The sequence below is a fragment of the Pseudomonas sp. TE6283 genome, from assembly GCF_054060555.1.
Map to the genome: position 1 here is coordinate 77,049 of NZ_JBSSDH010000008.1, position 18,208 is coordinate 95,256.

The 18,208-nt window shown below is 65.8% G+C and carries 22 protein-coding genes; 5 read left to right on the forward strand and 17 right to left on the reverse strand.

The window, feature by feature from the left end:
* Window positions 1-4: 4 nt before the first annotated feature.
* The 3 genes from ACVWZ5_RS13225 to ACVWZ5_RS13235 all read right to left on the reverse strand — a co-directional run bounded on the left by ACVWZ5_RS13225 (window position 5) and on the right by ACVWZ5_RS13235 (window position 3,387).
* The gene (locus tag ACVWZ5_RS13225) at window positions 5-1,102 is read right to left on the reverse strand and encodes an amino acid ABC transporter permease (RefSeq protein WP_062575088.1); all 1,098 of its coding nucleotides are present in this window, start codon (window positions 1,100-1,102) and stop codon (window positions 5-7) included.
* 10 nt (window positions 1,103-1,112) lie between these two features.
* Window positions 1,113-2,291: an amino acid ABC transporter permease gene (locus ACVWZ5_RS13230; RefSeq protein WP_062364047.1), complete on the reverse strand. Its 1,179-nt coding sequence runs from the start codon at window positions 2,289-2,291 to the stop codon at window positions 1,113-1,115.
* Between the two features lie 67 nt (window positions 2,292-2,358).
* Window positions 2,359-3,387: an amino acid ABC transporter substrate-binding protein gene (locus ACVWZ5_RS13235; protein ID WP_023629381.1), complete on the reverse strand. Its 1,029-nt coding sequence runs from the start codon at window positions 3,385-3,387 to the stop codon at window positions 2,359-2,361.
* A gap of 334 nt (window positions 3,388-3,721) precedes the next feature.
* Between ACVWZ5_RS13235 and ACVWZ5_RS13240 the strand changes: the two genes are divergently transcribed.
* Together ACVWZ5_RS13240 and rhlB are read left to right on the forward strand one after the other, a co-directional pair.
* A complete protein-coding gene (locus tag ACVWZ5_RS13240) occupies window positions 3,722-4,378 on the forward strand; it encodes an alpha/beta hydrolase (RefSeq protein ID WP_084941691.1) in 657 nt (218 codons plus the stop codon).
* A 92-nt stretch (window positions 4,379-4,470) separates the two neighbouring features.
* Window positions 4,471-5,937, forward strand: coding sequence for an ATP-dependent RNA helicase RhlB (gene rhlB / locus ACVWZ5_RS13245; protein WP_084941690.1), 1,467 nt, complete (start codon window positions 4,471-4,473; stop codon window positions 5,935-5,937).
* A 71-nt stretch (window positions 5,938-6,008) separates the two neighbouring features.
* Here rhlB and moaE read toward each other — a convergent pair whose 3' ends face one another.
* The 8 genes from moaE to ACVWZ5_RS13285 all read right to left on the reverse strand — a co-directional run bounded on the left by moaE (window position 6,009) and on the right by ACVWZ5_RS13285 (window position 12,213).
* Complete coding sequence (moaE, locus tag ACVWZ5_RS13250; RefSeq protein ID WP_062575091.1) at window positions 6,009-6,455, reverse strand: molybdopterin synthase catalytic subunit MoaE; 447 nt, start codon at window positions 6,453-6,455, stop codon at window positions 6,009-6,011.
* Window positions 6,456-6,457: 2 nt separating this feature from the next.
* Window positions 6,458-6,703, reverse strand: a complete 246-nt coding sequence (gene moaD, locus ACVWZ5_RS13255) for a molybdopterin converting factor subunit 1 (RefSeq protein WP_028689780.1) — start codon at window positions 6,701-6,703, stop codon at window positions 6,458-6,460.
* Window positions 6,703-7,173 carry a cyclic pyranopterin monophosphate synthase MoaC gene (gene moaC, locus ACVWZ5_RS13260; RefSeq protein WP_046857035.1) on the reverse strand — a complete coding sequence of 157 codons (471 nt, stop codon included), beginning with the start codon at window positions 7,171-7,173 and terminating at the stop codon, window positions 6,703-6,705. Before moaC ends, moaD begins: the two co-directional genes overlap by 1 nt.
* A gap of 120 nt (window positions 7,174-7,293) precedes the next feature.
* Complete coding sequence (locus ACVWZ5_RS13265) at window positions 7,294-8,688, reverse strand: PhoH family protein (protein ID WP_084941689.1); 1,395 nt, start codon at window positions 8,686-8,688, stop codon at window positions 7,294-7,296.
* Window positions 8,689-8,982: 294 nt separating this feature from the next.
* Window positions 8,983-9,750: a phosphonate ABC transporter, permease protein PhnE gene (gene phnE / locus ACVWZ5_RS13270; protein WP_457340670.1), complete on the reverse strand. Its 768-nt coding sequence runs from the start codon at window positions 9,748-9,750 to the stop codon at window positions 8,983-8,985.
* On the reverse strand, window positions 9,747-10,574 hold the full coding sequence (locus ACVWZ5_RS13275; RefSeq protein ID WP_062575093.1) for a PhnE/PtxC family ABC transporter permease: 828 nt from the start codon (window positions 10,572-10,574) through the stop codon (window positions 9,747-9,749). Before ACVWZ5_RS13275 ends, phnE begins: the two co-directional genes overlap by 4 nt.
* Entirely contained in the window at window positions 10,568-11,362 is a 795-nt protein-coding gene (locus ACVWZ5_RS13280) for an ATP-binding cassette domain-containing protein (RefSeq protein ID WP_435767510.1), read from the reverse strand. The genes ACVWZ5_RS13275 and ACVWZ5_RS13280 overlap by 7 nt, the downstream gene beginning before the upstream one ends.
* Window positions 11,359-12,213, reverse strand: coding sequence for a putative selenate ABC transporter substrate-binding protein (locus ACVWZ5_RS13285; RefSeq protein WP_062364031.1), 855 nt, complete (start codon window positions 12,211-12,213; stop codon window positions 11,359-11,361). The genes ACVWZ5_RS13280 and ACVWZ5_RS13285 overlap by 4 nt, the downstream gene beginning before the upstream one ends.
* A gap of 119 nt (window positions 12,214-12,332) precedes the next feature.
* Here ACVWZ5_RS13285 and selD point away from each other — a divergent pair, with 119 nt between their 5' ends.
* Window positions 12,333-13,367 carry a selenide, water dikinase SelD gene (gene selD / locus ACVWZ5_RS13290; RefSeq protein ID WP_028689787.1) on the forward strand — a complete coding sequence of 345 codons (1,035 nt, stop codon included), beginning with the start codon at window positions 12,333-12,335 and terminating at the stop codon, window positions 13,365-13,367.
* On the forward strand, window positions 13,367-14,479 hold the full coding sequence (gene mnmH, locus ACVWZ5_RS13295; protein WP_084941678.1) for a tRNA 2-selenouridine(34) synthase MnmH: 1,113 nt from the start codon (window positions 13,367-13,369) through the stop codon (window positions 14,477-14,479). Before selD ends, mnmH begins: the two co-directional genes overlap by 1 nt.
* Before the next feature lie 15 nt (window positions 14,480-14,494).
* On the opposite strand, the gene ACVWZ5_RS13300 is transcribed toward mnmH, so the two are convergent.
* Window positions 14,495-14,881, reverse strand: coding sequence for a lysozyme inhibitor LprI family protein (locus ACVWZ5_RS13300; RefSeq protein ID WP_084941676.1), 387 nt, complete (start codon window positions 14,879-14,881; stop codon window positions 14,495-14,497).
* Window positions 14,882-14,915: 34 nt separating this feature from the next.
* On the reverse strand, window positions 14,916-15,836 hold the full coding sequence (locus tag ACVWZ5_RS13305; protein ID WP_084941674.1) for a LysR family transcriptional regulator: 921 nt from the start codon (window positions 15,834-15,836) through the stop codon (window positions 14,916-14,918).
* Window positions 15,837-15,927: 91 nt separating this feature from the next.
* Between ACVWZ5_RS13305 and ACVWZ5_RS13310 the strand changes: the two genes are divergently transcribed.
* Window positions 15,928-16,395, forward strand: a complete 468-nt coding sequence (locus ACVWZ5_RS13310) for a DMT family transporter (protein ID WP_062575098.1) — start codon at window positions 15,928-15,930, stop codon at window positions 16,393-16,395.
* 22 nt (window positions 16,396-16,417) lie between these two features.
* Here ACVWZ5_RS13310 and ACVWZ5_RS13315 read toward each other — a convergent pair whose 3' ends face one another.
* The 4 genes from ACVWZ5_RS13315 to ACVWZ5_RS13330 all read right to left on the reverse strand — a co-directional run bounded on the left by ACVWZ5_RS13315 (window position 16,418) and on the right by ACVWZ5_RS13330 (window position 18,153).
* Window positions 16,418-16,957: a hypothetical protein gene (locus ACVWZ5_RS13315; protein ID WP_457340671.1), complete on the reverse strand. Its 540-nt coding sequence runs from the start codon at window positions 16,955-16,957 to the stop codon at window positions 16,418-16,420.
* A 51-nt stretch (window positions 16,958-17,008) separates the two neighbouring features.
* A complete protein-coding gene (locus ACVWZ5_RS13320; protein WP_051555640.1) occupies window positions 17,009-17,572 on the reverse strand; it encodes a GNAT family N-acetyltransferase in 564 nt (187 codons plus the stop codon).
* A gap of 93 nt (window positions 17,573-17,665) precedes the next feature.
* Entirely contained in the window at window positions 17,666-17,911 is a 246-nt protein-coding gene (locus ACVWZ5_RS13325) for a DUF3077 domain-containing protein (protein WP_325925856.1), read from the reverse strand.
* Window positions 17,908-18,153 carry a hypothetical protein gene (locus ACVWZ5_RS13330; protein ID WP_046857050.1) on the reverse strand — a complete coding sequence of 82 codons (246 nt, stop codon included), beginning with the start codon at window positions 18,151-18,153 and terminating at the stop codon, window positions 17,908-17,910. Before ACVWZ5_RS13330 ends, ACVWZ5_RS13325 begins: the two co-directional genes overlap by 4 nt.
* Between the last annotated feature and the right edge of the window lie 55 nt (window positions 18,154-18,208).

Here is an 18,208-nt window from a genome sequence, read left to right on the forward strand (position 1 = left end):
ACTCCTAACGCTTGTGGCCAGTGTCCAGCTTGCGCTCCAGGTGCATGGAGTAGCGGGACATACCGAAACAGAAAATCCAGAACACCAGGGCGGCGAACACGTAGCCCTCGGTGGCCATGCCCAGCCAGGCCGGGTCAGCCGCCGCCTGCTTGACGCTGTTGAGCAGGTCGAACAGGCCGATGATGATCACAAGGCTGGTGTCCTTGAACAGGGCGATGAAGGTGTTGACGATGCCGGGGATCACCAGCTTGAGCGCCTGGGGCAGGATCACCAGGCCCATCGCCCGCCAGTAGCCCAGGCCCATGGCCGCGGCGGCTTCGTACTGGCCCTTGGGGATGGCCTGCAGGCCGCCACGCACCACCTCGGCGATGTACGCCGACTGGAACAGGATCACGCCGATCATCGCCCGCAGCAGCTTGTCGAAGCTCATGCCCTCGGGCAGGAACAGCGGCAGCATCACCGACGACATGAACAGCACGGTGATCAGCGGCACGCCGCGCCAGAACTCGATGAAGGTCACGCAGACCACCTTCACCGCCGGCATGTTCGAGCGACGCCCCAGCGCCAGCAGGATGCCCAGCGGCAAGGCGCCGACGATACCGACCGTGGCGATCACCAGGGTCAGCATCAGCCCGCCCCATTGGCTGGTGGGCACCGTGTCCAGGCCCAGCGCGCCGCCGTGCAACAGGATGTAGGCGAGGATCGGGTACAGCACGAGGAAGCCCAGGCCGTAGACCGCCTTGCGCGGGAAGCGCTTGATGAACAAGGGCGCGGCACCGAGCACGGCGAGCCACACGGTCAGGTCGACGCGCCAGCGCAGTTCCGCCGGGTAGTAGCCGTACATGAACTGGCCGAAGCGCTGCTGGATGAACACCCAGCAGGCGCCCTCCTTGGTGCAGTCGGCGCGGGTGGTGCCGACCCAGTTGGCGTCGATGAACGCCCACTGCACCAGCGGTGGCACGATCAGCCAGACCAGGTACAGGGCGAACAATGTCAGCAGGGTGTTGAGCCAGCTGGAGAACAGGTTGGACCGCATCCAGGCGAGCACGCCAACGGTCTTCACCGGTGGCGGCATGTCGGGTTTGAAAACATGGGCTGTCACGGATGCACCCTCACCGTTCGATCAGCGCAATGCGCTTGTTGTACCAGTTCATCAACAGCGAAATGCTGATGCTGATGGCGAGATAGACGCTCATGGTGATGGCGATCACCTCGATGGCCTGGCCGGTCTGGTTGAGCACGGTACCGGCGAACAGCGAGACCATCTCCGGGTAGCCGATACCGGCGGCCAGCGACGAGTTCTTCGCCAGGTTCAGGTACTGGCTGGTCAGCGGCGGAATGATCACCCGCAACGCCTGGGGAATGATCACCTTGCGCAGCGTCGGGCCTTCGCGCAGGCCCAGCGAGCGGGCCGCCTCGGTCTGGCCATGGCTGACCGAACGGATGCCGGAACGCACGATCTCGGCGATGAACGCCGCGGTGTAGATAGTCAGCGCCAAGGTCAGCGCCAGCAGTTCGGGGATCAGCACCCAGCCACCGACGAAGTTGAAGCCCTTGAGTTGCGGCATTTCCCAGTGCACCGGGCTGCCGAACAGCAGCGCGCACACGCCGGGGATGCCGATGAACAGCAGCAGGCCGACCCAGAACTTGTGGAACGGCTCGCCAGTTTCATCGAAACGCTTGTTGGCAAAGCGCACCATCACCACGATGGCGACGATCGCCAGCGCCAGCGCGATGACGAACGGCCAGAAACCCTCGGCCATCGAGGCGCCGGGCATGTTCAGGCCGCGGTTGCTGATGAAGAAGGTGTCGTCGATGTTGATGCTGCCCCGTGGCCCCGGCAGGGTCAGGAACACGGCGAAGTACCAGAACAGGATCTGCAGCAGCGGTGGAATATTGCGGAAGGTCTCCACGTACACCGTCGCCAGCTTGTTGATCATCCAGTTCGGCGACAGCCGCGCCACGCCGATGATGAAGCCCAGCAGTGTCGCCAGGATGATGCCGATGAAGGTCACCAGCAGGGTGTTGAGCAGGCCGATGACGAACACACGGGCGTAGCTGTCCGATTCCACGTAGGGGATCAGGTGCTGGGCGATGCCGAAGCCGGCGCTGCGCTCGAGGAAATCGAAGCCCGAGGTGATGCCCCGGTGCTGCAGGTTGGTCTGCGTATTGTGGAACAGGTACCAGCCCAGGCCCACCACGAAGACCACCGTGAGGATCTGGAACAGCCACGCGCGCACACGTGGATCACTAAGGGAAAACCCTTTCCGTGCGCCGATTTGATTTTGCATGAAGTGCCCCGAAAAGAAGGGATTCGAACGACCCGCGGCGGCAGGATGCCGCCGCGGGGTGCAACCATCAGCGCACCGGTGGCGCGTACTGGATGCCGCCGTTGTTCCACAGGGCGTTCATGCCACGGTCGATCTTCAGGTCGGTGCTCTGGCCCAGGTTCTTCTCGAACACTTCGCCATAGTTGCCGACTTGCTTGACGATCTGCACTACCCAGTCCTTGGGCAGCTTGAGGTCCTTGCCATACTCGCCATCGGCGCCCAGCAGGCGGGCGACGTCAGGGTTCTTGGTGGACTTGGCCTCGGCCTCGACGTTCTTCGAGGTGACGCCGGCCTCTTCGGCATTGAGCATGGCGAACAGGGTCCACTTGACGATGCTGAACCATTCCTCGTCGCCCTTGCGTACCACCGGGCCGAGCGGCTCCTTGGAGATGGTTTCCGGCAGCACCACGTACTCGGTCGGCGCGGCCAGCTTGGAGCGCTGGGCGAACAGCTGCGACTTGTCCGAGGTCAGCACGTCGCAACGGCCGGACTCCAGCGACTTGGCGCTTTCGTCGGAGGTGTCGAAGGTGATCGGGGTGTACTTCAGGCCATTGGCGCGGAAGTAGTCGGAAACGTTCAGCTCGGTGGTGGTACCGGCCTGGATGCAGATGGTCGCGCCGTCGAGCTCCTTGGCGCTGGAGACACCGAGCTTCTTGTTGGCAAGGAAGCCGACGCCGTCGTAGTAGGTGACGCCGGCGAACACCAGGCCCATGCCGGCATCGCGCGAGCTGGTCCAGGTGGTGTTGCGCGACAGCACGTCGACTTCACCGGACTGCAGCGCGGTGAAGCGCTCCTTGGCGTTGAGCTGGCTGAACTTGACCTTGGTCGCGTCACCAAAGACCGCGGCGGCCACGGCGCGGCACACATCGGCGTCGATGCCGACGATCTTGCCTTGCGCGTCCGGTACGGAGAAGCCTGGAAGACCATCGCTCACGCCACACTGGACGAAGCCCTTCTTCTTCACCGCGTCGAGGGTGGCGCCGGCCTGGGCGAAGCTGGTGGCGCCCAGCGCGGCGGCGGCGGTCAGGACTGCCAGGGTGGTTTTCAACATCTTCATCAACAACCTCCAAATCGCTCTTGTTGTATGAGCCGGAATTGCACCGCACCCTTATGAGGCGCATCCGACCCTTGTTGGCTTGTTTTTGGGTCAATTGGCGCAATGGGCTGTTCTGTGACAGCCTTCGATCCACACGAGGGGTGTTACCGCGATCGGTCCACCTCTTCGCATGGCAAGGACATAGCAAAGGGCGTACCACAGTCGAAGGCTTAAGCGATTAAGCGGTAGTCAAGTAGTAAAAGTTGTAGAGTTGCGACATCTTTTTCTGGCATTAACCTCCAATGCCTTCTTTTTACGCACTACATAAGTTCGCAAGCACTCTTTTGGAGCAGTCATGACCAACCCGCTGATCCTCGAACCTCAGAAAACCGCCGACGCCTGTGTGATCTGGTTGCACGGCCTGGGGGCCGACCGTTACGACTTCCTACCTGTGGCGGAATTTCTCCAGGAACGCCTGCTGAGCACCCGCTTCATCATGCCCCAGGCCCCCACCCGCCCGGTGACCATCAACGGTGGCTACGAGATGCCCAGCTGGTACGACATCAAGGCCATGACCCCGGCGCGGGCCATCGACGAAACGCAGTTGGCAGAATCGGCCGATCAGGTCATTGCCCTGATCAAGGCGGAACAGGCCAAGGGCATCAACCTGTCGCGCATCTTCCTCGCCGGTTTCTCACAGGGCGGCGCGGTGGTACTGCACACCGCCTATATAAAGTGGCAGGAAGCCCTGGGCGGAGTGATCGCCCTGTCCACCTACGCACCGACCTTCACCGACGCCCAGCAGTTGAGCGCTTGCCAGCAGCGCACCCCGGCGCTGTGCCTGCACGGGGTGCACGACCCGGTGGTGATCCCCTCGATGGGCCGTACCGCCTTCGAGTACCTCGATACCTGGGGCGTCGCCGCTCGCTGGTACGAGTACCCGATGGAGCACGAAGTGGTGGTCGAGGAGCTCAACGACATTCACGAATGGCTGAGCCGTCAGCTGCAGTAGCCCTGTAGCCCGCCATGCATTGCACTACGCCGCGCCCGATTCTTGCATTACACTGCCCGGCGTACATTCCTTAACCAGTTGACGAGACGACCGTGCTCAAGGCACTCAAGAAAATATTCGCCAAGGGAGACGCCGCGCCGCAGGCCGCCGAGCCCGTCGCCGTGACCCCGGCCGCGCCGACCGCACAACCGCCTGTCGAAAAGGCGCCAGCGCGCCAGCACGCCAAGCCCAGGGCCGCGGCAAAACCACAGGCCGAACCCCAACCCGCCCACCAGCCGCGCGCCGAACAGCCCGCCCGGGACAAGCCGCGCCGCGAACGCAAGCCCAAGCCCCAGGCCAGCCTGTGGAAACCCGAGGACTTCGTGGTCGAGCCGCAGGAAGGCAAGACCCGCTTCCACGACTTCAAGCTCTCCAACGAGCTGATGCACGCCATCCACGACCTTGGCTTCCCCTACTGCACGCCGATCCAGGCCCAGGTCCTGGGCCACACCCTGCGTGGCCAGGACGCCATCGGCCGGGCCCAGACCGGCACCGGCAAGACTGCCGCGTTCCTGATCTCGATCATCTCGCAGCTGCAGCAGGTGCCGCCGCCCAAGGAGCGCTACATGGGCGAGCCGCGGGCGCTGATCATCGCCCCGACCCGCGAGCTGGTGGTGCAGATCGCCAAGGATGCCCAGGCCCTGACCAAGTACAGCGGCCTGAACGTGATGAGCTTCGTCGGCGGCATGGACTTCGACAAGCAGCTGAAATCGCTGGAAGCCCGCCACTGCGACATCCTGGTGGCCACCCCCGGCCGCCTGCTGGACTTCAACCAGCGCGGCGAGGTGCACCTGGACATGGTCGAGGTGCTGGTACTGGACGAGGCCGACCGCATGCTCGACATGGGCTTCATCCCCCAGGTCCGCCAGATCATCCGCCAGACCCCGCCCAAGAGCGAACGCCAGACCCTGCTGTTCTCCGCCACCTTCACCGACGACGTGATGAACCTGGCCAAGCAGTGGACCACCAACCCGGCCATCGTCGAGATCGAGCCGGAGAACGTGGCCAGCGAGACCGTCGAGCAGCACGTCTATGCCGTGGCTGGCAGCGACAAGTACAAGCTGCTGTACAACCTGGTCACGCAGAACAAGTGGGAACGGGTGATGGTGTTCGCCAACCGCAAGGACGAGGTGCGGCGCATCGAGGAAAAACTGGTGCGCGACGGCATCAACGCCGCCCAGCTGTCGGGCGACGTGCCGCAGCACAAGCGCATCCGCACCCTGGAGAACTTCCGTGAAGGGCGCATCAGCGTGCTGGTGGCCACCGACGTGGCCGGCCGCGGCATCCATATCGACGGCATCAGCCACGTGATCAACTTCACCCTGCCGGAAGATCCGGATGACTACGTGCACCGTATCGGTCGTACCGGTCGTGCGGGCAGCAGCGGGGTATCGATCAGCTTTGCCGGTGAGGACGATTCGTACCAGCTGCCGGCGATCGAGGAGCTGCTGGGGCGCAAGATCAAGTGCGAGATGCCGCCGGACGAGCTGTTGAAGCCGGTGCCACGCAAGCATCACTGATCTTCAAGGCCGCGCACCTCCCTGTAGGAGCGGCCTTGTGTCGCTCCCACAAAAGCGATCTGAGCCTGGATTTACCAGCGCCCCGCCGCATCCTGGTCGCTCTGCTTCCCTTCCACCCAGCGCGGCCCTTCCTGGGTGTTCTCCTTCTTCCAGAACGGCGCCCGGGTCTTCAGGTAATCCATGATGAAGTTGCAGGCATCGAACGCTGCCTGCCGGTGCGCGCTGGCCACACCGACGAAGACGATCGGCTCGCCCGGCTCCAGGGCGCCGATGCGGTGCAGCACCTCGACCTTGAGCAACGGCCAGCGCTGCTCGGCCTCGACCACGATCTTGGCCAGGGCCTTCTCGGTCATCCCCGGGTAGTGCTCGAGGAACATCCCGGCCACGTCCAGGCCATCGTTGAAGTCGCGCACGTAGCCGACAAAACCGACCACCGCGCCCACGCCGACATTGGCGGCGTGCATGGCGTTGACCTCGGTGCCCGGGTCGAAGGCCGCCTGCTGAACACGTACGGCCACGGTCAACCTCCGGTCACGGGTGGGAAGAACGCGATTTCGTCACCCTCGTCCAATGGCTCATCGAGCCGGCACAGCTCTTCGTTGCGGGCGCACATCAGGTTCTGCTCGGCCAGCACCGCGTAGTGCCCGCCCTTGCCCACCAGGGTCTGGCGCACATCGTCCAGCACCTTGAAGTCGCCTTCCAGGCGCTCGGCGTCGACGCCCAGCAACTCACGGTAGCGGGCGAAATACATGACCTTGACCTTCATCACCCCTCCACCTTGTAGTGGCCGCTCTTGCCGCCGGTCTTCTCCAACAGGCGCACCTGCTCGATGACCATGCCCTTGTCCACCGCCTTGCACATGTCGTAGATCGTCAGCGCGGCGACGCTGGCGGCGGTCAGGGCTTCCATCTCGACGCCGGTCTGCCCGGCCAGCTTGCAGCGGGCGACGATATGCACCACGTCCTCGCCTTCGGCGGCCAGCTCGACCTTGACGCCGGTGAGCATCAGCGGATGGCACAGCGGGATCAGGTCGCTGGTCTTCTTCGCCGCCTGGATGCCGGCGATGCGCGCCACGGCGAACACGTCGCCCTTGGGGTGTTGGCCATCGACGATCATGCGCAGGGTGTCCGGCAACATGCGCACCCGTGCCTCGGCAATCGCCTCGCGCGCGGTCACGGCCTTTTCAGTGACGTCGACCATGTTGGCGCGCCCCTGGGAATCAAGATGAGTCAGCACTGCTCTGCTCCTGGGAAGGGAATGCAGAGTGTAAACCCGTAGGTCAGGTTTGCGCAGAGGGTGTATCGACGCACCGGCCTGTTCGCCGGCAATACCGACGAACAGGCTGTGCGCTGACGTTTACAGGTGCGACTCGGCGTACTCGGCCAGCACCGAGCGCGGCACGCCCTGCAGGGTGATGTGAACGCCGTGGGGGAAGTCCTTGAAGCGTTCGGTCAGGTAGGTCAGCCCGGAGCTGGTGGCCGACAGGTACGGCGTGTCGATCTGCGCCAGGTTGCCCAGGCAGACCACCTTGGACCCGTTCCCCGCGCGGGTGATGATGGTCTTGATCTGGTGCGGCGTGAGGTTCTGGCACTCGTCGATGAGGATCAGGCTCTGCTGGAAGCTGCGACCGCGGATGTAGTTCAGCGACTTGAACTGCAACGGCACCCGCTCGAGGATGTACTCGACGCTGCCGTGGGTGCTCTCGTCGTCCATGTGCAGCGCTTCGAGGTTGTCGGTAATGGCGCCCAGCCAGGGCTCCATCTTCTCCGCCTCGGTGCCCGGCAGGAAGCCGATCTCCTGGTCCAGCCCCTGCACGCTGCGGGTGGCGATGATGCGCCGGTAGCGCTTGCTGACCATGGTCTGCTCGATGGCCGCGGCCAGCGCCAGGATGGTCTTGCCGGAACCGGCGGCGCCGGTCAGGTTGACCAGGTGGATATCCGGGTCGAGCAGGGCGAACAGCGCCAGGCTCTGGTGGATGTCCCGTGGCTTGAGGCCCCAGGCTTCCTGGTGCAACAGTGGCTCCTGGTGCAGGTCGAGCAGCAGCAGTTCGCTGTCGCGGATGCCCTTGATCCAGCCGACAAAGCCCTGCTCATCGATGATGAACTCGTTGATGTGTACCGCCGGCAGGTTGTCGATCAGCTGCACCCGGTGCCAGGTACGGCCACGTTCCTGGCGGGTGTCGACCTTGCTCACACGGTCCCAGAACGACCCCGTGACCGAGTGGTAGCCCTTGGACAGCAAGGACACGTCGTCGACCAGTTGGTCGGTGCTGTAGTCCTCGGCGGCGATCCCGCAGGCACGCGCCTTCAGGCGCATGTTGATGTCCTTGGTCACCAGCACCACGTCGAGGTCCTTACGCTTGGCGCGCAGGTCCAGCAGTTGGTTGATGATGATGTTGTCGGCGAGGTTTTCGGGGAGCAGGCGGTTCGGCTCGTTGCGCGTGCTCATGAGGATGGACAGGAAGCCCTTGGGCCCGCTCTTGCCGCGCTGGATCGGCACGCCTTGCTCGACATCGCTGGGCGAGGCGTCGCCCAAGGTCTGGTCGATCAGGCGGATGGCCTGGCGACATTCGGCGGCGATGGTGTGTTTGCCGGTCTTGAGCTTGTCGAGTTCCTCCAGCACCGTCATCGGTATGGCGACGTGGTGCTCCTCGAAGTTGAGCAGGGCGTTGGGGTCGTGAATCAGGACGTTGGTATCGAGCACATACAGGATTGGCTGGTTGGAGGAAGGGGTGCGTCCTTGGTCATCCATACTCGTTCACCTTATGTGAAAGCCACACGGCGCGAACGGCTGCGCCGCAGAGTGACTGCCGTTCTTCCCGTATCCGCGTCGTTACGGGCGGGAAGCTCACCTGGCAAAAGGGGCGTGGATGACGCCACCTGTGCTGCAGGGTTCGGCTGTCTGGTTCCTTGATACCGCAAAAACCATGACCGAAAAAAGTCTTTTTACGCTCCGGTGAAGTTTATTTTTCGGATTGACGAACAGGGCTTGGCGTGGGGCCTGAGCGGGACTACAGTCAAGGATCAGGTACCGCTTCAAGCCCGTTCAGGCGCGCACGAAACGCTGGCGCAGCACATCGCTCAGGGCGTCCACCAGCAGCACCAGCAACAGCATGGCGATGATCACCGTGCTGGCCTGGGCCTCCTGGAACAGGCTCAGGGTCGCGTAGAGCATCTGCCCCAGACCGCCTGCCCCCACGAACCCCAGCACGCTGGCCATGCGGATGTTGTTCTCCCAGCGATACAGGCTGTACGCCAGCAGTTGCGGCCACAAGTTGGGCAGCGTGCCGAAACAGAACGCCGCCAGCTGGCTGCCGCCCTGCAGTCGGATCGCCGCCGCCGGCTCCGGCGGCGCATTTTCAAGCGCCTCGGCGAACAGCCGCCCCAGCACCCCGGCGGTGTGCAGCGCCAGCGCCAGGGTGCCGGCATTCGGCCCCAGGCCCGCCGCCAGCACGGTCAACGCCGCCCAGACCAGCTCCGGAATCGCCCGCAACGCATTGAGCAGCAGGCGCGCCGCGCCCTGCAACGGCCAACCGAAGCGGCCGGCGGCCGGCAGCGCCAGCAACAGGCCGAGCAGCATCGCCGAGAGCGTCCCCATCCCGGACATCGCCAGCGTTTCCAGGGCGCCCTGCCCCACCGCCCGCAGGTGCGTCAGGGAAAGGTCCGGGTGCAGGAAGCGCGCCGCGTATTCGCCCATCTGCGCCGGTCCGCCGCTGCCAACGAGCGCTGCCAGGTCCAGCTCCAGGTAGGCGAACGACGCCAGCACCGCCGCCAGGATCGCGACGATCACCAGCCCATTGGTCACCCGCCTCATGCCAGCCTCCCACGCAGGAAGCGGCTGAGCAGGTCGGCCAACACCACCAGCAACAGGAAGGTCAGCAGCATGCTCGCCACCTCGGCCCCGGCGAACATGCGCATCGACAAGTCGATCTGCTGGCCCAGGCCACCAGCGCCGACGAAGCCCATCACCACCGAGGCGCGCACCGCGCATTCCCAGCGGTACACGGTGTAGGACACCACCTCGCTTGCGGCCTCGGGCAGGGTGCCATAGAGAAACGCCGACAGGCGGCTGCTGCCGGCCTGGAGCAAGGCATGGGCCGGGCGCTGGTCCACCGATTCGAAGATTTCCGCGTAGACCTTGCCGAGCATGCCGCTGTAGGTAATGGCGATGGCCAGCACCCCGGCGGTCGGGCCCAGGCCTACGGCACGGACGAACAGCAAGGCCCAGACGATCTCGGGCACACTGCGCAGGAAGATCAGCACGCCACGCACCGGCAGGCGCGCAGCGCGTGACCATGGTCCCAGACGTCCACCATTGGAAGCTGCCCGCAGCGACAGCGCCCGGCTGGCCAGCAGGCTGGCCGGCACCGCCAGCAGCAGCGCCAGGGTCATGCCCGCCGTGGCCACGGCCAGGGTCTGCACCGTGGCGCTGAGCAGCAGATGCAGAAAGCCGGCGTCGTGGGCCGGGGGCCAGAATGCGCTGACGAAGCTGGCCATCTGCTGACGGTTCTCGGCCTGCAACAGCACGCCGGGGTCGAGTTCGCTCAAGCGCAGGCCCGGCCACAGCAGCGCCAGGCACAACAGGGTCAACAGCAAACGAGGGATGGCAGCGGGATCGCGCTGGTCAGTGCTCAGCATCGCGGGATCTGCACCTGCAGGCTCGCCGTCGCGGCAACAGGCGAGGCCAGTTGCTCGTTGGCGTACAAGGCATCGAGCATCGCTTCGCTGACCGCTTCTGCCGGGCAGTCGAACGCTACCTGCCCGGCACGAATGCCGACAATGCGCGGAAAATGCGCCAAGGCGAGCTCCACCGCGTGCAGGCTGGCGACCAGGGTCACGCCATGGGCCTGGGCATGGCGATTGAGCAGCGCCAGGCTATGGTCGGCCAGCACCGGGTCCATGGCCGAAACCGGTTCGTCGGCCAGCAGCACTTCAGGTCGCTGGTACAAGGCACGGGCAATGCCGACCCGCTGCAACTGGCCACCGGACAACTGCCCGCACTGGGCGAACAGTTTGTCGGCCATGCCCAGCTCGGCCAGCGCCGCACGGGCACCGGGTACATCGCCGGGGTGGATCAGGTTGAGCAGCCCGCGCAACGTGCCCCACTGCCCCAGGCGCCCCGCCAACACGGCGGTGACCACCCGCTGGCGCAGCGGCAGGGGCGGCGCCTGGTGTACCAGGCCAAGCCGTGCGCGCAAGCGCTGGCGGGCCCGGGCAGACAATGCCCAGGGCTGCTCGCCCAACAACTCCAGCCGCCCGCCACTGGGCGGCACGGCGGTGCCCATCAGGTGCAGCAGGCTGGATTTGCCGGCCCCGGAAGGACCGATGATCGCCACCCGCTCGCCCTGGCCGATCAGCAGGTCCACCGCGCTCAAGGCCTGGACCTGACCATGGCGCACACTGGCGCCCTGAACACGGATACTCACTTGAGCAGACCGGCCTCACGCGCGGCTTGCTCGGTGCCCGCGTAGTTCTCGGGCTTGGTCTCGATGAAGCGGCTGGCGGCCTGCAGGTCGAGGATCGCCTTGTCCGCGGGCTTGGCCGGGTCAAGGGCGAGGAAGGCCTGCTTGATCTTTTCTTTCAGCGCCGGGTCCATGTTGCCGCGCACGGTCCAGTTGTAGTCGAAGTACTCCGGCGTGGTGGCGAACACCTTCACCTTGCTGGTGTCGACCTTGCCGGCCGCGACCAGCTTGTCCCAGACGCTGGCGTTGAGCACGCCGGCATCGGCCTTGCCGGCCTGGACCCAGGCGGCGGTGGCATCGTGGGCGCCGGAATAGGCAACGCGGCTGAAGTACTCCTCGGGCTTGATGTTGTCGTTCTTGAGCATGAAGTAACGCGGCATCAGGCTGCCCGAGGTGGACGAAATCGAACCGAAGGCGAAGGTCTTGCCCTTGAGGTCCTTGAGGCTCTTCACGTCCGGGTTGGCGGTGATGAACTTGCTGGTGAACTTGGCATCCTGCTCACGCTGCACCAGCGGCGTGGCCTTGGGGTCCTTCAGGTGCACCTGGACGAAGGTGAAGCCCCCCAGCCAGGCCAGGTCCAGGCGATCGCTGGCCAGCGACTCGACCACCGCCGGGTAGTCGGCCACCGGCACGAACTGCACCTTCATGCCCAGCTGCTGCTCGAGGTACTCGCCCAGCGGCTTGAACTTGCGCAGCAGCTCGGTTGGCGCCTCGTCGGGGATGGCGCTGACGCGCAGCACATCGGCGGCCTGGGCGAACACCGCGCAGCAGGACAGCGCGAGGCCGGCAAACAGTGCCAGGGGACGTTTGAGCATGGGGATTCTCCGGTTCGATCGCGGGGTATGAGTCGGTGTTGCATCGCGGGAAGTATAAGAGCCGCAGGCACAAAGGCCAGCTTTGCTACAATCGCGCATCACGAAAAGTCGAGGTGCACATGAGCGAGCCGATTCGTCTGACACAGTACAGCCACGGCGCTGGCTGTGGCTGCAAGATTTCTCCCAAGGTCCTGGATGTGATCCTCGCCGAGAGCGGCACGCAGGCCCTCGACCCGAAACTCTGGGTCGGCAACGCCTCGCGCGACGACGCCGCCGTCTACGCCCTGGATGACGAGCGCGGCGTGGTCTCGACCACCGACTTCTTCATGCCCATCGTCGACGACCCGTACGACTTCGGCCGCATCGCCGCCACCAACGCCATCAGCGACATCTACGCCATGGGCGGCGACCCTCTGATGGCCATCGCCATCCTCGGCTGGCCGGTCAACGTGCTGCCGCCGGAGGTCGCCCGCGAGGTGATCCGCGGCGGCCGCGCCGTGTGCGCCGAAGCCGGCATCCCGCTGGCCGGCGGCCACTCCATCGACGCCCCCGAGCCGATCTTCGGCCTGGCCGTGACCGGCGTGGTGAGCAAGCGCCACCTCAAGCGCAACGACACCGCCAGCGTCGGCTGCCGCCTGTACCTGACCAAGCCGCTGGGCATCGGCATTCTCACCACCGCCGAGAAGAAGGCCAAGCTGCGCGAACAGGACCAGGGCCTGGCCCGTGACTGGATGTGCACCCTCAACACCCCGGGCAGCCGCTTCGGCAAGCTCGACGGCGTACAGGCGATGACCGACGTCACCGGTTTCGGCTTGCTCGGCCACCTGGTCGAAGTCGCCGAGGGCAGCGGCCTCACCGCCCGCCTGCAGTACGCCGCGGTGCCGCGCCTGCCCAGCGTCGAGCATTACCTGGCCGAGGGCTGCATCCCCGGCGGCACCCTGCGCAACTTCGACAGCTACGGCCACAAGATCGGCGCGCTGAGCGACGAGCAGAAGCACCTGCTGTGCGACCCGCAGACCAGCGGCGGCCTGCTGGTGGCGGTCACCCCGCAAGGCGAGGCGGAATTCCTCGCCGTGGCGCGGGAGCTCGGGCTCGAACTGGCGCCGATCGGCGAGCTGGTCGAGCGACAGAGCCACGCAGTCGAGGTGATCTGATGCGCCCCGACTGCACCGAGCTGAAGCAGCTGTTCCTCGACGACGTGCCGATGATGGACATGCGCGCGCCGATCGAATTCACCAAGGGCGCCTTCCCCGGCGCGGTCAACCTGCCGCTGATGAACGACCAGGAGCGGCAGAAGGTCGGCACCTGCTACAAGCAGCAGGGCCAGGCTGCCGCCATCGCCCTGGGCCACCAGTTGGTCAACGGCGCGCTCAAGCAACAGCGCCTGGAAGCCTGGGCCGCGTTCACCCAGGCCCATCCCGACGGCTACCTCTACTGCTTCCGTGGCGGCCTGCGCTCGCAGATCGTCCAGGGCTGGCTCAAGGACGCCGGCATCCAGTATCCGAAGGTGGTGGGCGGCTACAAGGCCATGCGCACCCTGCTGATGGATACCACGCTGCAGGCGGTGCAGCACTGCGACTTCGTGCTGGTGGGCGGCCTGACCGGCACCGGCAAGACCGATGTGCTGCACCAGCTGGACAACGTGCTCGATCTGGAAGGCCACGCCAATCACCGTGGCTCCAGCTTCGGCAAGCGCGCCACGGCGCAGCCGGCGCAGATCGATTTCGAGAATGCGCTGGCCATCGACATCCTCAAGAAACGCGAGCGTGGCATCGGCCAGTTCGTGCTTGAGGACGAAGGCCGCGTGGTCGGCAGCTGCGCGGTGCCGCTGGAGCTGTACCAGGGCATGCAGCGCTATCCGCTGGTGTGGCTGGAAGACAGCTTCGAGCATCGCGTGGAACGCATCCTGCGCGACTACGTGATCAACCTGTGCGCCGAGTTCATCGCCGTGCACGGTGCCGAGGCCGGCGGCCAGCTGTTCGCCGAGCGCATGCGCCAGAGCATGATCAACATCTACAAGCGCCTGGGCGGCGAACGCTTCCAGCGGCTGTCGACGTTGCTCGACCAGGCGCTGGAGGAGCAGCTGCGCAGCGGCGACGTGAGCCTGCACCGGGGGTGGATCGAAGGGCTGCTCAAGGAGTACTACGACCCCATGTACGCCTACCAGCGTGCGGCCAAGGCGCAGCGGATCGAATTCGCCGGAGACGGGGTGGAGGTGCGCGAGTACCTGAAGGCCCGGGCACTGCGTGAGCAACGCGGCGCCTGATTCGCGGATGCCGCATCACTGCCCCGGACTGAGCACCCGCTCCAGCTCCGCCGCGCGGTCCTTGCTCATGTCCATCTCGCACATGGCGCCTTCGATGCGGTAGATGCTGCCGTTGCTCAACTTGCCGTGGAAGGCGCAGTTGCCGTCGCGGTACTTCATCCAGGTGCGCTGGACTTCGCGCAGGTCCTTCTGCTGCTGGCTGTCGAGCTTGGCCATCAGCTGCTTGTAGACCCGGTTCAGCCGGTCATCCTGCAGCTGGGTCTCGGCCTGGATGCAAGCGCCCATGGCCAGGGTGCTGGAGGCCTTGTCCATGCACTGGGTGTAGGTGGGCGAATAGTCCTCGGCCTGGGCGCCGGCGGCGATCAGCAGGGCGGCGGCGCCGACCAGGCAATGCTTGAACATGGGCTTTCCTTTTCGCAGATGAATGCGGCACAGCCTAGCACCCTGCCCCGCCTTCGTTCACGCACAGCGCCTGGATCCGCGCCCGCAGCCAGCGGTGCCCGGCATCGCCGTCACGCCGCGAGTGCCAGGCCTGGGCAAAGGCGAACGGTGAGATCGCCAGGGGCGGCGCGAACCGGCGCAGCGCCGGGTCCAGCCGGGCACCGGCAAGGCTGCGCCGGGCCACGGTGAGCACCAGGTCGGTCCCGGCAATGACACTTTGGGCCACCCCCCAATGCGGCAAGGTCAGGGCGATGCGTCGGCGTGCGCCCAAGCTGGCCAGGGCCTGGTCGATCTCGTTGTCGATGCCGGGGCGCACCGCCACCAGCACATGGGGCCGCGCCAGCCACGGCTCGAGCGCCAGGCCGCCGCGGGGCGGCAGGCTGGCGCGGTCGGCCAGGCAGACGAAGGATTCCTCGAACAGCACCTGCTGGGCCATTTCCGTCGGCAGTTCCGGGAACACGCCCAGCGCCAGGTCTGCCTCGCCGTCGATCAACTGGCCGAGCATCGCCTCGCGGCTGCCTTGGGACACCACCAGGTCGATGCCCGGCGCTTCGCGCCGCAACAGGCGCATCAACGCAGGCAGCACCACGCGGGCGCCGTAGTCGGACATGGCCAGGCGAAACGTGCGCCGTGCCCGCGCCGGCTCGAAGCCCGGCGTGCCGAGCAGTCCGTCGAGTTGCTGCAACGCCTCCTGCAACGGCGCTTGCAGAGCCTCGGCGCGGGCTGTCAGTTGCAGGCGGCCACCGCGCCGCACCAGCAACGGATCGGCGAAAAGCTCGCGCAACTGCGCCAGGGCATGGCTGACCGCCGGCTGGCTGCGATGCAGGCGCAGGGCCGCGCGCGAGACATGTTGCTCGCTGAGCAAGGCGTGCAAGGTCAGCAGCAGGTTCAGGTCGATGCGGCGCAGATCATCCATGGTACGAATACACCCTGTGCGAAGTTCGAATTTCCATCATTGAAATGCATGATCGAGACTGAGGCCAGTGTTCTTATCTGGAGTAGACACCATGCCCGCCAGCCTCTTCGCCGCCCTCCCCTTGTTCATCGCCCTGCTCGCCGGGGCCGCCGTGCCGTTCCAGGCCGGCAGCAACGCCGCGCTCGGGCGCCTGCTCGGCCATCCGCTGTGGGCCGCCGGGGTGTCGTTGCTGGTCAGCCTGCTGATGCTGGTGCCGGCCCTGCTGCTGATGCGCGCGCCACTGCCACAGGTGCAGCAACTGGCCCATGCGCCCTGGTGGGCCTGGTTCGGGGGCGTCGCCGGGGTGCTGTACATCACCGCCGCGCTGGTGCTGACGCCGCGCCTGGGGGCGGCGGGGTTCATCGTCTGCGTGGTGGCCGGGCAGGTGCTGTCGTCGCTGCTGATGGACCAGTTTGGCCTGATGGGGTTGCCGGAACGGCCGGTGAACCTGTTGCGGCTGGCGGGGGTGGGGATGATCGTGATCGGGATGATCGTGGTGCAGTGGGGCACGGCGCGTTGAGCGCTTGCCCCGCGATGCACCCTCACAAGGTCTGCGGCTGCTCCGGCGGCACGACCACCTTGTGCGGCTCGAAGCGCAGCGAGGGCATCTGCGTACCGGCATACAGCGCCACGCTCAGGGCAGCGACCAGCGCCACATCGAGCCAGCCCCAGCCCGGCACCTGGGTCGCCGAGCGCGCCTTCCAGCACCACCATAACTGGCCCAGGCAGAACACCAGGATCGCCAGCAGCCATAGGTAGAAGCCCGCGCCAAAACCGCTCACATCCTGGAAGGCGTAGCTCTGGTTGTCCGGCAAGCGGGTGATGGCGAAGCTGCTGGCCGCCAGGTACAACGCCACCAGGCCGCATACCAGCGCCAGGCGGCGGAACCGGCGATGGGCGAGGACTGCCAGCGCCAGCAGCGGGTTGGCGAACCACTGGTACAGACCGAAGGCGATGCCCCAGGGGCCGTAGAGCAGCATCTGCAACGCCGGCATATGCCGGCCCGCCCCCATCAGGGCGCCATCGAAAGCCAGGCTCAGCAGGTACAGCAGCAAGCTGAAGGTCAGATAGAAGGCTGGCAAACACAGACTCCGTCGATCATCGGCAAAACCCGACCATAGCGTACCTGTGCCTCAGGCGACAGGCAGTTCGAGCAGCAGCCCGTACAAGCCCGAATCGGAGAGCTCGCCGGCGACACACCAGCGGGCGCGCAAGGTGCCCTCAAGGACGAAGCCCTGGCGTTCCAGTGTACGCGCCGAGCCCTGGTTGCGCGGATCGATTTCCGCCTCCAGGCGACGCAGGTGCAGGGTGTGGGCGAGGTAGTCGATGAAGCAGGTCAGCGCCTCGTCCATGTAGCCCCGGCCCTGGGCGGATTTGGCCAGGCAGTAGCCGATCTCGCCACGGCGTGACCCCTCCTCGAGGTTGAACAGCTGGACCATGCCGATCAGCTCGCCGTTGTCGCGGCGGTACATGCCCAGCTTGAGCAACTGTCCGGCGGCGTAGGCTTCGCGGTCGGCGGCCAGGGCGCTTTCGGCCTCGGCCAGGGTCTGCCAGGGGGCGTGGTACCAGTAACGCATCACTTCCGGGTCGGCCATGATGGTCAGCCACTGCTGCGCGTCGCCATGGCGCATGGGGCGCAGCTGCAGGCGTGGGCTGTCGAGGCACAGGTCGCTGGGGAAACTGCGGGGGTCGGGCACGCCGGGACTCCTGTCCGGTGGTGAGGAGATGACAGTCTAACGACAGTGGCTCGGTCTGGCATCCCTGGGGCCGCTTTGCGGCCCCTTTCAGCGCTACCGGTTCAACCCCAGCTCCATGTCATCGATCAGCCCCTTGGCCAGCCCGCTGAGAATCCGCGCCGCACTGGCGGCCATGAGGTCACCCTCCATCTCGGCCTCGGTGGTGAAATGCGCCACACAGCCGAGCAGCACCGACAGGTCGCTGAACGCGTGGTCGAACGGGATGCCGGGCTGGATGCAGAAGATCTCGAGGCAGGTGGTCTTGCCCTGGGTCGGGCCGGGCTTGCTGTCGTCGCTCATACCGGCGCCCCCTTGGCCCGGGCGTGGCGGACCAGCGAGATGACCAGTTGGCCGAGGATCTCTACGCTGTCCATCATCACGTCGAGGCGCGCATCGCGCTGGCAGACGGTGTAGGCATGGACGGTGTCGCTGAGGGTGTGCATCAGCTTGTTGGCGTGGGCCATGGCTTCCTCGGGGTCGAGGTCGCTGATGATGGTGACGAAGGGGATTGGGTAGGGTGGGTCAGGTACAAGTTTTTTCATGGTTACTCCTCGAAATTGATATTCAGGAACAACCACCTCGATCCTTCTCACAGAT

Excerpts from the sequence above, each read along its gene's own strand:
- ACVWZ5_RS13240 (WP_084941691.1), top strand. The coding sequence starts at position 3,722 with ATGACCAACCCGCTGATCCTCGAACCTCAGAAAACCGCCGACGCCTGT.
- ACVWZ5_RS13310 (WP_062575098.1), top strand. The coding sequence starts at position 15,928 with ATGCCCGCCAGCCTCTTCGCCGCCCTCCCCTTGTTCATCGCCCTGCTC.
- ACVWZ5_RS13305 (WP_084941674.1), bottom strand. The coding sequence starts at position 15,836 with ATGGATGATCTGCGCCGCATCGACCTGAACCTGCTGCTGACCTTGCAC.
- ACVWZ5_RS13300 (WP_084941676.1), bottom strand. The coding sequence starts at position 14,881 with ATGTTCAAGCATTGCCTGGTCGGCGCCGCCGCCCTGCTGATCGCCGCC.
- ACVWZ5_RS13285 (WP_062364031.1), bottom strand. The coding sequence starts at position 12,213 with ATGCTCAAACGTCCCCTGGCACTGTTTGCCGGCCTCGCGCTGTCCTGC.
- ACVWZ5_RS13330 (WP_046857050.1), bottom strand. The coding sequence starts at position 18,153 with ATGAAAAAACTTGTACCTGACCCACCCTACCCAATCCCCTTCGTCACC.
- phnE (WP_457340670.1), bottom strand. The coding sequence starts at position 9,750 with ATGAGGCGGGTGACCAATGGGCTGGTGATCGTCGCGATCCTGGCGGCG.
- ACVWZ5_RS13230 (WP_062364047.1), bottom strand. The coding sequence starts at position 2,291 with ATGCAAAATCAAATCGGCGCACGGAAAGGGTTTTCCCTTAGTGATCCA.
- ACVWZ5_RS13265 (WP_084941689.1), bottom strand. The coding sequence starts at position 8,688 with ATGGATGACCAAGGACGCACCCCTTCCTCCAACCAGCCAATCCTGTAT.
- ACVWZ5_RS13275 (WP_062575093.1), bottom strand. The coding sequence starts at position 10,574 with ATGCTGAGCACTGACCAGCGCGATCCCGCTGCCATCCCTCGTTTGCTG.
- selD (WP_028689787.1), top strand. The coding sequence starts at position 12,333 with ATGAGCGAGCCGATTCGTCTGACACAGTACAGCCACGGCGCTGGCTGT.
- ACVWZ5_RS13325 (WP_325925856.1), bottom strand. The coding sequence starts at position 17,911 with ATGAGCGACGACAGCAAGCCCGGCCCGACCCAGGGCAAGACCACCTGC.
- mnmH (WP_084941678.1), top strand. The coding sequence starts at position 13,367 with ATGCGCCCCGACTGCACCGAGCTGAAGCAGCTGTTCCTCGACGACGTG.
- moaD (WP_028689780.1), bottom strand. The coding sequence starts at position 6,703 with ATGAAGGTCAAGGTCATGTATTTCGCCCGCTACCGTGAGTTGCTGGGC.
- ACVWZ5_RS13235 (WP_023629381.1), bottom strand. The coding sequence starts at position 3,387 with ATGAAGATGTTGAAAACCACCCTGGCAGTCCTGACCGCCGCCGCCGCG.